10 protein-coding genes are annotated in these 14,366 nt (G+C 75.8%); 5 read left to right on the top strand and 5 right to left on the bottom strand.

The window, feature by feature from the left end:
- Window positions 1-41: 41 nt before the first annotated feature.
- From FHD63_RS10175 to FHD63_RS10195, 5 genes are all read left to right on the top strand, one after another.
- Window positions 42-5,144: an Lhr family ATP-dependent helicase gene (locus tag FHD63_RS10175; protein ID WP_139721962.1), complete on the top strand. Its 5,103-nt coding sequence runs from the start codon at window positions 42-44 to the stop codon at window positions 5,142-5,144.
- Between the two features lie 24 nt (window positions 5,145-5,168).
- The gene (locus FHD63_RS10180; RefSeq protein WP_158296752.1) at window positions 5,169-6,107 is read left to right on the top strand and encodes a phosphotransferase; all 939 of its coding nucleotides are present in this window, start codon (window positions 5,169-5,171) and stop codon (window positions 6,105-6,107) included.
- Between the two features lie 72 nt (window positions 6,108-6,179).
- Window positions 6,180-7,922 (top strand): ATP-binding cassette domain-containing protein, encoded by a 1,743-nt coding sequence (locus FHD63_RS10185; RefSeq protein WP_139721964.1) that lies wholly within the window; start codon window positions 6,180-6,182, stop codon window positions 7,920-7,922.
- On the top strand, window positions 7,919-8,875 hold the full coding sequence (locus FHD63_RS10190) for an ROK family protein (RefSeq protein WP_139721965.1): 957 nt from the start codon (window positions 7,919-7,921) through the stop codon (window positions 8,873-8,875). Before FHD63_RS10185 ends, FHD63_RS10190 begins: the two co-directional genes overlap by 4 nt.
- Window positions 8,868-9,725 carry a DNA-formamidopyrimidine glycosylase family protein gene (locus FHD63_RS10195; RefSeq protein WP_139721966.1) on the top strand — a complete coding sequence of 286 codons (858 nt, stop codon included), beginning with the start codon at window positions 8,868-8,870 and terminating at the stop codon, window positions 9,723-9,725. Before FHD63_RS10190 ends, FHD63_RS10195 begins: the two co-directional genes overlap by 8 nt.
- Before the next feature lie 49 nt (window positions 9,726-9,774).
- Here the strand turns inward: FHD63_RS10195 and FHD63_RS10200 are convergent, their stop codons facing one another.
- From FHD63_RS10200 to rimO, 5 genes are read right to left on the bottom strand one after another with little or no spacing between them, the layout of a single operon-like run.
- Window positions 9,775-11,172 carry a DUF6395 domain-containing protein gene (locus FHD63_RS10200; RefSeq protein ID WP_139721967.1) on the bottom strand — a complete coding sequence of 466 codons (1,398 nt, stop codon included), beginning with the start codon at window positions 11,170-11,172 and terminating at the stop codon, window positions 9,775-9,777.
- Between the two features lie 22 nt (window positions 11,173-11,194).
- Window positions 11,195-11,530 (bottom strand): helix-turn-helix domain-containing protein, encoded by a 336-nt coding sequence (locus FHD63_RS10205; protein ID WP_130013149.1) that lies wholly within the window; start codon window positions 11,528-11,530, stop codon window positions 11,195-11,197.
- A gap of 2 nt (window positions 11,531-11,532) precedes the next feature.
- Window positions 11,533-12,150 carry a CinA family protein gene (locus tag FHD63_RS10210; protein ID WP_139721968.1) on the bottom strand — a complete coding sequence of 206 codons (618 nt, stop codon included), beginning with the start codon at window positions 12,148-12,150 and terminating at the stop codon, window positions 11,533-11,535.
- Window positions 12,147-12,767 (bottom strand): CDP-diacylglycerol--glycerol-3-phosphate 3-phosphatidyltransferase, encoded by a 621-nt coding sequence (gene pgsA, locus FHD63_RS10215; RefSeq protein WP_139721969.1) that lies wholly within the window; start codon window positions 12,765-12,767, stop codon window positions 12,147-12,149. The genes FHD63_RS10210 and pgsA overlap by 4 nt, the downstream gene beginning before the upstream one ends.
- Window positions 12,764-14,284 (bottom strand): 30S ribosomal protein S12 methylthiotransferase RimO, encoded by a 1,521-nt coding sequence (gene rimO, locus FHD63_RS10220; protein WP_139721970.1) that lies wholly within the window; start codon window positions 14,282-14,284, stop codon window positions 12,764-12,766. The genes pgsA and rimO overlap by 4 nt, the downstream gene beginning before the upstream one ends.
- Window positions 14,285-14,366: the final 82 nt, after the last annotated feature.

A 14,366-nucleotide genomic window follows, 5' to 3' on the forward strand; every position in this document is an offset into this window, starting at 1 on the left:
CCCTCGCAGCGTCTGTCGGTGGTGCGTGGCACAGTGACCGCGTGACCGGCAGCCAGCAGCGGGAGAGCAGCCCCCAGGCCCCGGACCCGGCGACGGTGCTGGGCCGGTTCTCGGGGCCGACCCGGGCCTGGTTCGAGGCGTCCTTCGCCGGGCCCACCGCCGCCCAGCTGGGGGCCTGGGACGCCATCAGCCGCCGGGAGCACACGCTGGTCGTGGCCCCGACCGGCTCCGGCAAGACCCTGTCGGCCTTCCTGTGGGCCATCGACCGGATCGTCAGCGAGCCCCGGCCCGCCGCGGCCACGTCGACGCCCCGCCGCCCGGCGGCCGCCCGGGGGTCGTCGACGACGTCGGCCTCCCCGTCCCCCGAGCCGCGGGGGCGGTGCCGGGTGCTCTACGTCTCCCCGTTGAAGGCGCTCGCCGTCGACGTGGAGCGCAACCTGCGCTCGCCTCTCGTCGGGATCGGCCACGCGGCGCGCCGGCTCGGGAGCGCCGCGCCCGACGTGTCGGTGGCGGTCCGCTCCGGCGACACGCCGGCCGCCGAACGACGGGCCTTCGCCAAGGACGGCGCGGAGATCCTCATCACCACCCCGGAGTCCCTCTTCCTGCTGCTCACCTCGCAGGCCCGCAGCGCCCTCACCGGGGTCGAGTCGGTCATCGTCGACGAGGTCCACGCCGTAGCCGGGACGAAGCGCGGGACCCACCTCGCCCTCACCCTGGACCGCCTCGACCACCTGCTGGAGCGGCCGGCCCAGCGGATCGGGCTCTCCGCCACCGTGCGGCCCGTCGAGGAGGTGGCGCGCTACCTGGCCGGCGGCCGGCCGGTGACGACCGTGCAGCCCCCGTCCACCAAGAGCTGGGACCTCGAGGTGGTCGTGCCCATCCCCGACATGGCCGACCCGGGAGCCGCCGACCGGCCGGACGCCCCCGGTGCGCCGGCCGCCGGCCGCAGCGCCAGCACGCCGCCGGGGAGCGCGGACTGGGAGCAGCAGGACGAGGAGCAGCCCGACCAGGAGCAGGACGCCCAGGACCAGGTGGGCGAGGGCCCGGTCCTGCCGGACCTGGACGACGACGGCGCGGCGCCCCTGGGCACGGGCCCGGTCCTGCCGGACCTCGACGGCACGGGACCGGGGGCCGAGGACGCCTGGGCACCGGCGGTGGACCCCGAGGAGCGCGCCTCCATCTGGCCGCACATCGAGCGCCGGGTCGCCGACCTCGTCTCGGGGCAGACCTCGACGCTCGTCTTCACCAACTCCCGTCGGGTGGCCGAGCGCTTCACCTCGCGCCTCAACGAGGAGTGGGAGGACCGCCACCCGCCGTCCGCCGAGGACCACGACGACGACCACGGGACCCGTATCGACGGCGCGGGAGGCGGCGGACGGCATACCTCCCGGACCCCGGCGCAGGTCATGGCGCAGTCCGGCGCGGGCGGCGGCGCCGCGCCTGTGCTCGCCCGGGCCCACCACGGGTCGGTCAGCAAGGAGCAGCGCGCCCAGATCGAGGACGCCCTCAAGACGGGGCAGCTGCCCGCCGTCGTCGCCACCAGCAGCCTCGAGCTCGGCATCGACATGGGCGCCGTCGACCTCGTCGTGCAGGTCGCGAGCCCGCCCAGCGTCGCCTCCGGGCTGCAGCGGGTCGGGCGCGCCGGGCACCAGGTCGGCGCCACCAGCCACGGCGTCTTCTTCCCCACCCACCGGGCCGACCTGGTGCAGACCGCCGTCGTCGTCGACCGGATGCGGCGCGGCGCGATCGAGCAGCTGGCCGTGCCCACCAACCCGCTCGACGTCCTGGCCCAGCAGGTCGTCGCCGTGCTCGCGATGGAGGACTGGTCGGTCACGGAGCTCTTCGAGCTGGTGCGGCGCAGCGCCTCCTACGCCGCGCTCCCCCGCTCGCTCTTCGACGCCGTCCTCGACATGCTGGCCGGGCGCTACCCCGGCGAGGACTTCTCCGACCTGCGCCCGCGCATCGTGTGGGACCGGGTGACGGACACGCTCAGCGCACGGCGGGGGGCGCAGCTGCTCGCGGTCACCTCCGGGGGCACCATCCCGGACCGCGGCATGTATGCCGTGATGCTCGCCACCGGCGAGGGCCCCGGTCGCCGGGTCGGCGAGCTGGACGAGGAGATGGTCTACGAGTCCCGCGTCGGTGACGTGTTCACCCTGGGCACGACCAGCTGGCGCATCGAGGACATCACCCACGACCAGGTGCTCGTGACCCCGGCGCCGGGGCAGATCGGCCGGCTGCCCTTCTGGAAGGGCGAGTCCCTCGGGCGCCCGGCCGAGCTCGGAGCGGCGGTCGGCGCGTTCGTGCGCCACGTGGCCGGGCAGCCCCGGGAGGCCGCGCTGGGTGAGCTGGCCGAGCAGGGTCTCGACGGCTTCGCCGCCGACAACCTCCTCACCTACCTCGGCGACCAGCGCGAGGCGGTGGGCCACCTGCCCGACGACCGGACCATCGTCGTCGAGCGCTTCCGGGACGAGATCGGCGACTGGCGCGTCGTCGTGCACTCCCCCTGGGGCAGCCCGGTGCACGCCCCCTGGGCGCTGTGCCTGGCCGCGCGGATGCGCGAGCGCTTCGGCGCCGACGTGCAGGCGCTGGCCGCCGACGACGGCATCGTCCTGCGCCTGCCCGACCTCGGCGGGTGGGACGACGCGGGCGGCACGGAGGGGTCGGAGGCGGCCCGGCTGGACGCCGAGATCGCCGAGCTGCTCACCCTCGACCCGGACGAGGTCGCCGACCTCGTGACCCAGGAGATCGGTGGCTCGGCGCTGTTCGCCGCCCGCTTCCGCGAGTGCGCCGCGCGGGCTCTGCTCCTGCCCCGCCGCAACCCCGGCAAGCGGCAGCCCCTGTGGCAGCAGCGGCAGCGCTCCGCGCAGCTGCTCGAGGTGGCCGCGCGCTACCCCACCTTCCCCATCGTGCTGGAGGCGGTGCGCGAGTGCGTCCAGGACGTCTACGACGTGGACGCCCTGCGGGAGCTGATGCGGCGGCTGGCCGCCCGCGAGGTCCGGCTGGTCTCGGTCGCGAGCCAGCGCCCCTCCCCCTTCGCGTCCTCGCTGCTCATGGGCTACATCGCGCAGTTCCTCTACGAGGGGGACTCGCCCCTGGCGGAGCGGCGCGCGGCGGCCCTCTCGCTCGACGCCGGCCTGCTGGCCGAGCTGCTGGGCCGCGGTGAGGGTGCGGCGCTGCGCGACCTCCTGGACCCCGAGGTGGTGGCCCGCACCCAGGCCGAGCTGCAGCGCCTGGCGCCGGACCGCCAGGCGCGCGACCCCGAGGAGGTCATCGACCTCCTGCGGGTGCTCGGGCCGCTCAGCCGGCAGGAGGTCGGCGAGCGCACCACCGAAGAGGGCCGGGCCCAGGTCGAGGACTGGCTGGCCTCACTGCTCGACGCCCGGCGGGTCATCGAGGTGCGCATCGCCGGGGAGCAACGGGTGGCCGACGCCCAGGACGCCGCCCGGCTCCGCGACGCGCTGGGGGTGGCGATGCCGGTCGGGGTGCCGGCGACCTTCCTGGAGGGTGTGGAGGACCCGCTCGGCGACCTGGTCGTCCGGCACGCGCGCACCCATACCCCGTTCACGGTCGACTCGCTGGCCTCCCGCCTGGGGCTCGGCACCGCGGTGGTGCGGGACGCGGTGCGGCGGCAGGTGTCGTCGGGCCGGATGGTGATGGGCGCCCTGGCCCCGTCCGGCACCGGGGAGGAGGACGTCTGCGACGCCGAGGTCCTGCGGCTGCTGCGCCGCCGCTCGTTGGCCGCCCTGCGGCAGGAGGTGGAGCCGGTCGACCAGGCGACCTACGCCCGGTTCCTCCCCCGGTGGCAGTCGGTCGGGGAGCTGCGCGGGCTGGACGGCACGGTGCGCGCGGTCGAGCAGCTGGCCGGGGCCCGCATCCCCGCGTCGGCGCTGGAGTCGCTCGTGCTGCCCGCCCGGGTCGTCGACTACTCCCCCGCGATGCTCGACGAGCTGATGAGCTCGGGCGAGGTGCTGTGGCAGGGGCACGGTTCGCTGCCCGGGGACGACGGGTGGGTCTCGCTGCACCTGGCCGACACCGCCCACCTCACCATGACGCCCCCTCCCGAGGACGTGCCCGACGGGGAGCAGGACCCCGCCGGGGCGGAGGGTCTCGGCGAGGTGGCGCGGGGCGTCCTGGAGGTGCTGGAGCGGGTGGCCGGGGGCGCCTACTTCTTCCGCGCGCTGAGCGACGCCGTGGGCTCCTTGGACGACCAGCAGCTGGCGGGCACGCTCTGGGAGCTGGTCTGGGCGGGACGGGTCAGCGCCGACACCTACGCCCCGGTCCGGGCCCTGCTCTCCGGCGGCCGCACCGCCCACAAGGCCCGTCGCGCCCCGTCCCGGACGGGCCGCTGGTCACGCACCTCCGTGGGCCTGGCGGCCTCGCGTGGTGGCGGCGCCTCCCGCCCGGGTCGTCCGACGCGGTCCGGGCCCCCCGCCACCGTCGGCCGGTGGTCCCTCCTGCCCCCCGTCGAGACGGACCCGACCGTGCGCGCGCTGGCGGGCGCCGAGCAGCTGCTGGACCGCTACGGCGTGCTGACCCGCGGCTCGGTGGTGGCCGAGGGCGTGCCCGGCGGGTTCGCCGGGGTCTACCGCGTGCTGTCCGGGGCCGAGGAGGCCGGGCGGGTCCGCCGCGGGTATGTCGTGGAGGGCCTCGGCGCGGCGCAGTTCGGCAGCAGCGGGGCCATCGACCGGCTCCGCGCCCTCAGCCACGAGCGCCGGCCCGGGTCCTCGGCCGACGGGTCGGACCAGGGCCCCGAGGTCGTCCTGCTCGCGGCGACCGACCCCGCGAGCCCGTTCGGGGCCAGCGTGCCCTGGCCCGAGCGTGGCGACGACGAGGGCTCGCACCGCCCGGCGCGCAAGGCCGGCTCGATGGTCGTCCTGGTGGACGGCGCCCTGGCGCTCTACCTCGAACGCGGCGGCCGTCGGGCGCTCACCATGGAGCTGCCTCCCGAGGCCGCCCCCGACGTGGTCTGGCCCGCTTCGGCCCGCGCCCTCGTCCGCGCCGTCCGCCGCGGGTCGGTCAGCGGCCTGACCATCGCCACGATCGACGGCGGGGGCGCCCTCTCCTCCTCGCACCCGCTCGCCGCCGCCCTGACCGACGCCGGCTTCCACACCGCGCCGCAGGGGTTGCGGCTCCGCCGCTGACGTCGGCCCCCCTAGCCTGGGGTGGTGCACGAGCCACCCCGCAGCGTCACGTCGGACCAGGTCCTCAGACGGGTCCGCTCCCTGTGGGACAGCCGCGTGGTCGGTGTGGAGCACCTGGCCGTCGGGTTCGGGGCCTGGCACTGGCGCGCCGACGTCCCCGGCCGGGATGGACACCCCCAGCCGGGCTACTTCGTCAGCCTCGACCCTCCGTGGTGGCACTCGGCGGCGACCCTGGAGGCGACGTATACCGCCGCGGCCTCCTTGGGCGAGGCCCTCCCGTTCGTCCATCCGTGCGTGCGGACGTCGACCGGCAGGTTCACCATCCCCACCGGTGACGGCAGCCTCAGCCTGACGTCGTGGGTGCCCGGCCACCGACCAGGATCGCTCGGGCCGGAGGCGGTCCGGGCCCTGGCCGACCTCCATGCGAGCCGGCCGCCGGAGGGGATCCTCACCTGGGAGCCCTCGGTCGGACCAGACCTGGTGGACCACCTCGCGGAGTGGACACGCAGCGCGTGGACAGACGGTCCGCTCGGCGAGGCGGCGCGAGACGCCGTCCGGGAAGGAGCGGCCGACGTCCGACGGGGCCTCGCGGACTACCTCCGGCTCGTCCAGCGTCTCGACCCGCAGACCTACGTGCCGACCCACGGCGAGCCCGGAGTGCACAACCTGTGGCGATCGGACGACGGTCGCCTGCTGCTGCTGGACTGGGAGACCCTGCGTCTCGCACCCCCCGAGCGCGACGTGCTCGCGGGCTATGCCTCCGCGATCCCCCACGACCCGGCGTTGCTGGAGCTCTTCCGGCTGGAGTGGCAGCTGAGCGAGGTCGGCTCCTACAGCGACTGGCTCCGTGGCCCCCACGACGACGACGCGGACACCCGCACCGCCCTGGACGGGCTGCGCGCGGAGCTGAACGGCCTGCGGACGTCGACTATCCGGTCGCGCCGGGCGGAGGGGAGCGCCTAGGCTCGGCGCCATGTCGATCTCCTGAGGCTGCCCCGCGCCGCACGACCGCCTGCCCGCTGCCCCAGGAGACCCATGTCCGTCACCTCTCACCTGCCGTCCGGCGACGCCGCCGGCCCGCTCCACCTCCGGGTGGACGGGGTGTCCAAGTCCTTCCCCACCCGTCGGGTGCTGACCGACGTGTCGCTCGTCGTGCCCTCCGGCGGACGGGCCTGCCTCATCGGCGAGAACGGCTCCGGCAAGTCGACGCTGCTGCGGATCGTGGCCGGACTGACCGCACCGGACGCCGGCCAGGTCCAGGCGCCCGGCACCGTGGGCCTGCACCACCAGGAGGTGCCCTTCGACCTCGGGCTCACCGTGGTCGAGGTGCTGGAGGACGCCGTCGCCGCGGTCCGCCGACTGGCCGACCGGGTCGAGCACGCGGCCGCGGCGCTGGCCCGTGCGGAGCCCGGCGCCGGTGCTGCGCTCGACGCGGCGATCGAGGACGCCCGCCGGCACGCCGCCTGGGACGTCGAGCACCGCGCCGACCAGGTCGTCGACGGCCTGGGGCTGGACTCCCTGCACCGCGGCCGACGCGCCGGAGAGCTGTCCGGTGGTCAGCTCTCGCGGCTCTCGCTCGCCTGGACGCTGCTGCGCTCGCCGGACACCCTGCTGCTCGACGAGCCGACCAACCACCTCGACGACGCCGGCACCGCGCTGCTCGCCGACCTGCTCCGCTCCTGGTCCGGGCCGGTGCTGCTGGCCAGCCACGACCGGGCTTTCCTCGACGAGGTGGCCACCACCGTGCTGGACCTCGACCCGACACCCCTGCCGCAGGCCCGGATCGTCGCCGACGACGACTCGCCGGGGTCCGGGTACGGCCTGACGCGCTACACCGGGAGCTACACGGCATACCTGCAGCAGCGCCGGGAGGACCGGCGGCGCTGGGTGCGGCGGCACCGGGACGAGCAGGCCGAGCTGGCGCGGCTGCGGCGCAAGGTCGCCGACGACCACACGGTCGGCCACGCCGACCGTGGCCCCCGCACCGAGGCCCGCGCGAGCAGGAAGTTCTACGCCGACCGCAACGCCAGGGTGGTGGCCCGGCGGGTCAACGACGCGAGCACCGCGCTCGAGCGCCTCGAGCGCCAGCAGGTGCGCCGCCCGCCCGCGCTCCTGCGCTTCCGCGGTCTGGGAGCACCGGCGGGTGCTGCGGCCGGACGCACCGGCGACGAGCCGGTGTTGCGGGTCGCGGGTGCGGGCGTCCACGGACGGCTCGCACCCCTGTCCCTGGTCGTGCCGGCCCACGGGCGGCTGCTGGTCACCGGCGCGAACGGTGCGGGCAAGTCCACGCTGCTCGCCCTCCTGGCCGGGACGCTGCCCCCGGCCTCCGGCCGGGTGGTCCGGGCGCCCGGCCTCGGCGTCGGCCTCCTCGCCCAGGAGCCCGTGCCGCGGCTGACCGGTGAGACGGCCCGTGCGGCGTACGCACGGGCGGTCGGTCGCGAGCTGGCCGCCCGGCGACCGCTGGCCGGCTTCGGGCTCCTCGCCGACCGCGACCTCGACCGACCGGTGGCCGAGCTGTCGGTCGGTCAGCGGCGGCGCCTCGACCTGGCCGTGGTCCTCGCGGACCCGCCGGACCTGCTGCTGCTGGACGAGCCGACCAACCACCTGTCCCTGCTGCTGGTCTCCGAGCTCGAGCTGGCGCTGCCCACCTATCCGGGGGCGGTGGTCGTCGCCAGCCACGACCGGTGGCTCCGGGAGGACTGGGTGGGTGGGCGACTGCACCTCGGCGAGCCGGCCCACGTGCAGTCCGCCACGGCGGAGGGGACACTGTCCGGGTGAGGGCACCCGACATCACCCGGCGCACGGGTCTGAACCGGACGGTGCTGCTGCGCCCGGGCGCGCCGTGGCACGGTCGGCCGGCGGGACGGGTGCTCGGCGCCACCGGGCTGTCCGCGACCGTCGTGGCCGCGGCGTCCGAGGCCGACGTGCCGGTGGCAGACGCGCCGCTGCTCGAGCTGGACCGTGCCCTCACCGCCGGTGAGGCGTGGGCCCAGGGGGTCGCGGAGGCGTGGGTCGACGCGCTGGCGCACCTGCTGGGGACCCTCCACACCCCTACCGCCACCGACCGCCAGGCCCGCGCCGAGTGGGCCGAGGCGGACTGGGCCCGCTGGGAGGCCGCCTGCCGTGTCGTGCTGTGCGGCGGCGTCGTCGCCGGTGAGCTGGGGTCACGGGCCTCCGACGACCCGCGGCTGCGGGTACACGGGGCGGAGGTGGCGGTCGACCCGGCACGGGCCCCCCTCCGGGGGCTCGCGACCGGCCTGGGCGACGACGTCGCCCTCGTCCTGGACCTGGGTCACTCCAGCATCAAGGCTGCCCCCGTCCGCCACGGCACGCTCGGGCCCACCGTGAGGGTCGCGGTGCCCTGGAGGCCCTTCGACACGAGCACCTGGCCGACCCCCGCCGCCGTGCTGGACCTCGTGGCCGACGCGTCGCGGCGGGCGCTCCCGGCCGAGCACGCGAGGGGCAGGCTGCCGGTCCGCGTCGCCGTCGCCAACTACGTGGTGGACGGCCGGCTGGACGAGGACGAGACCTACGGCACCCTCGCCCGTACCGACGAGGACCCCCGCGGCGTCCTCGCCGACGCGCTGTCGACCCGGCTGGGTCGGCCGGTCGAGGTCGACCTGCTGGTCAACGACGGAGCGGCCGCCGCCCTGTCCGTGGGGTCCCACCGCCCGGCGGCCGCGGTCATCAGCATCGGCACGTCGCTCGGGCTGGGGTTCGTCGATGCCTGAGGGGGACGCGGTCTGGCGGACGGCCCGACGCCTGCACACGGCCCTGGCCGGCGAGGTCCTCGAGGGGTCCGACGTGCGGGTCCCCGCCCACGCCACGGCCGACCTCTCCGGACGGCGCACCCTCGAGGTCGTGCCGCGCGGCAAGCACCTGCTGCACCGGGTCGAGGGTGACGTCACCGTGCACAGCCACCTGCGGATGGAGGGGTCCTGGCGGGTCCACCCGGTGGCGCGCCGGCACGCGCTGGCGCGACGGCATACCGTGCGGATCCTGGTGTGGACCGGGCGCCGGGTCGCCGTCGGGGACTCCCTCGGGATGCTTGAGCTGGTCCGCACCAGCGAGGAGCACCGCGTGGTCGGCCACCTCGGTCCCGACCTGCTGGACCCGGCCTACGACGCCGAGCTCGCGCTGACCAACGTGCGCTCGGACCCCACGCGGACCATCACCGAGGCGTGCCTCGACCAGCGCAACGTGGCGGGGATGGGCACGATCTTCACCGCCGAGCCGCTCTTCCTGCTCGGCATCAACCCGTGGACCCCGGTGGGTGAGCTGGCCGAGGAGCAGGTGTGCGAGCTGCTCGCCCTAGCCCGTCGCCTGCTGGTGGTCAGCTGCCGGGCCGGCCGGACGACCATCACCGGCCGGGCTGACGTCAACGAGGACGACGCCTGGGTGCACGGACGCATGGGCCTGCCCTGCAAGCGCTGCGGGACGACCATCCGGCTCGCGCCGATCGGCCGCCAGCCCCAGGAGCGCGTGATGTTCTCCTGCCCCCGCTGCCAGGGCGGTCGCGCGCCGACCGACGACGGGCGCCCGCAGTCACCCCTCGGCCACGGGCGGCGACCGACCTACTGACCCTCACCCCGGACGGCCGCGGCCACCCGTGCCCGTCCGCGCCTCCCCCTCAGGCGCGGGTGCCGGGGCGGAGGCGGCGGACCGCGTCGCGAGCCCGCCGCACCCGGGCCCGCGCCTCCCGGCGCACCCGCCCCCGCATCCGCGACCACCGCTCCTGCGGCGGGTGGGCCTCGAACCAGTCGACCAGGGCCTGCTGCGCCGCCGCCCGGTCCTCGTCCCGGACGTCGTAGTCGCGGACCGCCTGCTCCTCGGCGGGGCTCATCGGTGGGGCGACGCGGTGCAGCCAGTCCGCGACGTCGTGCCGGTAGGGCTCCGGGACCAGCTCCAGCGCCGGGTCGAAGGAGCGGGGCAGCCACGTCAGCGGGTCCGGGCCGACCTTGGCGGCGACCAGGCGCAGCAGCGCGCTGTCGCCGCCGTCGGCGAGGTAGCGGTGGACGGCGTGGGCGACGACCGGCTCCACCTTGATCGGGTCGGCGAGCAGGTGCGCCCGCGGCTCGGCGCCGCGCCACTGGCGCTCCAGCGCGGACGCCGAGGGCCACCGGCCGGTCACGGCACCCGCGAGCAGGGTCTTGCGGGCACACTTCGCGCAGCGGCCGCAGGGCGAGCCCAGCCGGGGGCCGCGCACGCACGACTGCGCCGCCGTCCCCAGCGCGTGGGTGTGGACGATCCGGCTCGTCACCAGCTCGGAGACACCGGCGATGGGCAGGCACACCGGGAGCCCGACGGCCGCGAAGACCGGGCCCCACTCGGCGACGAAGGGTGAGTCGGCGACGTCACGGTAGTGACCGCGCTGCAGCCGGTAGGTCGCCTCCAGGGGGGCGCCCCAGGCGACGACGTCCAGCTGGTCGCGGTCCGCGTGCAGCAGGAGCGGGACCGCGGTGGTGAAGTCGTGCGGGAAGCCCATGGACTCGCGCAGGTACTCCACGTCGCTGCCGACGACGTCGATGCGTCGTCCGTGCCGCCGGACGACGTCGCAGGACTCCTGCGCGGCGCGGGTGTCGAACATCGTGGCCCGGCGCTCGCCCTCGGGCGCCCGTCGGAGCAGGTGGTAGGAGCGGGTGGTCTCGGGCATCACGGCGAGCGTGGCGACGCTGTCGGTCCCGCCGCTGAAGCACAGGCCGGGCACCCCTGCCTCCGGCCTGGACCGGGGGGACAGGGCGGGGTCGACCGACCCCAGCCGCAGCCCGGGCCCGGAACGCAGGGCCTCGGCGAGGGCAGGGCTGCCCGCCAGGGTGGAGGTCACCGGCGTCTGGCGGCGGATCCAGGGTCGGGCGCACAGCACGGCGGACAGGACGAGCAGGTCCGGGTGCACGCTGCGCGGTGCGACGGTGACCGCGAACGACGCGGTATGCCGGGCCAGCCCACCCTGGCGTGTCACGGGCTCGCCGGCACCCGGCGTCAGGGTGAACCGCACCCGGCCGGGCTCGTGGTCGATGTCGAGGTGCATCGGCGACGCGTGCCGCGAGCGCTCAGGCGGCGGAGACCACGGAGTCGCGGCGACCGACGCGGCGGGGGTCGATCGGCTGCGCCAGACCCTCGGTGAGGACTGTCGTCATCTGCGTCTCGGCGGTCTCGGTGAGACTCACCCGGTCGGCGACCGTGGACAGCATCTGGGACAGCGGCACGTCCAGCGCGCGGCAGATCGAGGCCAGGAGCTCGGAGCTGGCCTCCTTCTCCCCGCGCTCGATCTCGGAGAGGTAGCCCAGGGAGCAGGACGCCGAGGCGCTCACCTCGCGCAGGGTCCGACCCTGCGTCTGTCGCGTCTCGCGGAGGGCATCCCCGAGCTCGCGTCGCAGGAGCACCATGGTCATCCCTCCTCACCTCTCGCGTCGCCAGCCGTTCCCGGTGCCGTGGCGTCGACCCGTGCCTGCCCCAGGGGTGGCTCGGGTGCCGTGGCGGCACCTCGTGCCTCTACCGTACCTCGCCCACCCGACACACCTCGTGTCAGGCAGTCCTGCAGCAGGTCGAGCGCAGCGCTCACGGTCGCCTTCCTGATGTGGTCACGGTCACCATGAAGGGACAACATCCGGTGGCCCACCACCTGTTCCCGACGGGCGACGGCCACGTGCACCGTGCCGGCGGGGGTGCCCTCGCTCGGTCCCGGCCCGGCCACGCCGGTGGTCGAGACGCACCAGTCGGCCTGCAGGACCCGTGCGCCGCCGAGGGCCATCGCCTCGGCGCACTCCCGTGACACCGCACCCGGCCCCGCCAGCACCGCGGACCCGACCCCCAGCACCTGCTCCTTGAGCGCGGACGCGTAGGCGACGACCGACCCGCGCACCGCACCGCTGGCGCCCGGCACGTCGGTCAGCGCGGCGCACACCAGCCCGCCGGTCAGCGACTCGGCGGTGACGACGAACTCCGCGCGGGCGACGAGGGCCGCCACGAGCACCGAGGCCCCCGACGGGTCCGCGGGCGCGGTCATGACCCGGCGGCCGGTGGCCTGCCCGCCGGCGCCAGGGCCTGGCGGACGTAGTCGACGCCGGTCACGACCGTGACGAGGGTCGCGGCATACATCACCCAGACGCCGAGCTCGTGGAACCAGCCGGCGACCGGCGCGACGAGCACCGCGATGCCGACAGCCTGGAGCACCGTCTTGAGCTTGCCACCCTTGCTCGCCGGGATGACCCCGCGCCGGATGACGACGAAGCGCATGAGGGTGATGCCGACCTCGCGCACGAGGATGACGACGGTGACCCACCAGGGCAGGAGGGCCAGGAGGGAGAGGCCGACGAGGGCGGTGCCGATGAGCGCCTTGTCGGCGATCGGGTCCATGAGCTTGCCGAACGCCGTGATGAGCCCCTGCTTGCGGGCGAGGTGCCCGTCCACCCAGTCCGTGCCGATGGCCACGAGGAAGACGGCGAGCGCCCACCACCGCAGCCCCGGGTCGTCGCCGCCCCCGCTGAGCAGCAACCAGCCGAAGAGCGGGACCAGCGCGATGCGCAGGACGGTGAGGGCGTTGGGCAGGTTCCAGGAGGACACCCGCGGCGGGACCGCGGCCGTCGCCAGGTCGGGTCCGTCGGGGTCGTGCGGGCCGATCATCGGCCGGGCTCCTCGCTGCCGGGGGACGCGATGGGACATGCCACCAGATCCACGCCCTCGGTGTCCACCACCCGCGCCGTGACGACCGCACCCGGCGCGAGGTCCGGCATCCGGCCGTCCTCGTCGACGAGGTAGGTCACGCCGTCGACGTCCGGGCCCTGCTGCCCGGCCCGCCCGACGAGCCGCGGCTCCTCGTCGTCGTCCTCGACCGCCTCGACGAGCACCTCCACGTGCGTCCCGACCCGCTCGGCGGCCCGCTGGGCGGTCAGCTCCTCGACGAGCGCGGCGACCTGCTCCACGCGCTCGCGGATCACGTGCTCGGGGACCTTGTCGGCATACCCCTCCGCCTCGGTGCCGTCCTCGTCGGAGTAGCCGAAGACACCGACCACGTCGAGGCGCGCCGCCCCGAGGAAGTCGGTCAGCTCGGCGAGGTCCTCCTCGGTCTCCCCCGGGAAGCCGACGATGACGTTGGTCCGGATCCCGGCGTCGGGGACGCGGGAGCGCACCTGGTCGAGCAGCCCGAGGAAGGACTCGCGGTCGCCGAAGCGGCGCATGCGGCGCAGCAGCGGGCCGGAGGCGTGCTGGAAGGAGATGTCGAAGTAGGGCACCACGCCGGGGGTGCCGGCCATGGCGTCCAGCAGGTCGGGGCGGATCTCGGCCGGCTGCAGGTAGGACACCCGGACCCGCTCGATGCCCGGCACCCGGGTCAGCTCGGGCAGCAGCGCGTCGACGAGCCGCAGGTCACCGAGGTCCTTGCCGTAGGACGTGGTGTTCTCGCTGACGAGGAACACCTCCTTGACCCCCCGCTCCCCCAGCCAGGTCGCCTCGGCGAGGATCTCCTCCGGCGTCCGGGACACGAAGGCACCGCGGAACATGGGGATCGCGCAGAACGCGCACCGCCGGTCGCAGCCCGAGGCGATCTTCAGCGGCGCCCACGGCCGACCGTCCAGGCGGGCGCGGACGACCCGGGGCCCGGTGGCCGGCGCCACCTGCTCGAGGGGGGCCCGCTCCCCCTCGGTGAGGGTCGACGCCTCCCGCGACTGCTGGTGGCCGGGCAGGGCCACCCCCGTGCTGGAGGTGCGCCGGGCGCTGGGCGAGATGGGCAGCAGCCGGCGACGGTCGGCCGGGACGTGCGAGGGCACGCTGCCGCCCCCGAGGATGGTGCGCAGGTGCTGGGACATGTCCCCGTAGGAGTCGAAGCCCAGCACCGCGTCCGCCTCCGGCAGCTCCGCGGCGAGCTGCTCGCCGTAGCGCTCGGCCATGCACCCGACCGCGACGACCTTCTGGGTGCGGCCGGTGCGCTTGAGGTCGTTGGCCTCGAGGAGGGCGTCGATCGAGTCCTTCTTGGCCTGCTCCACGAAGCCGCAGGTGTTGACCACCGCCACGTCGGCGTCCGCGGCGTCCTCGACGAGGGTCCAGCCCTCGGCCGCCAGCCGCCCCGCCAGCTCCTCGGAGTCCACCTCGTTGCGGGTGCACCCCAGGGTGACGACGGCGACGCTACGCGTGGACTCGAGCATCCCTCGAGTGTAGGTGCGCCCTCCCGTTGCCGCGGCGTCCACGCCACACCTCCCGTCCCGGGTCGGTGGTCCCGCGTGGTCA

It is taken from the genome of Serinicoccus chungangensis, assembly GCF_006337125.1.
Lineage (GTDB): Bacteria > Actinomycetota > Actinomycetes > Actinomycetales > Dermatophilaceae > Ornithinicoccus > Ornithinicoccus chungangensis.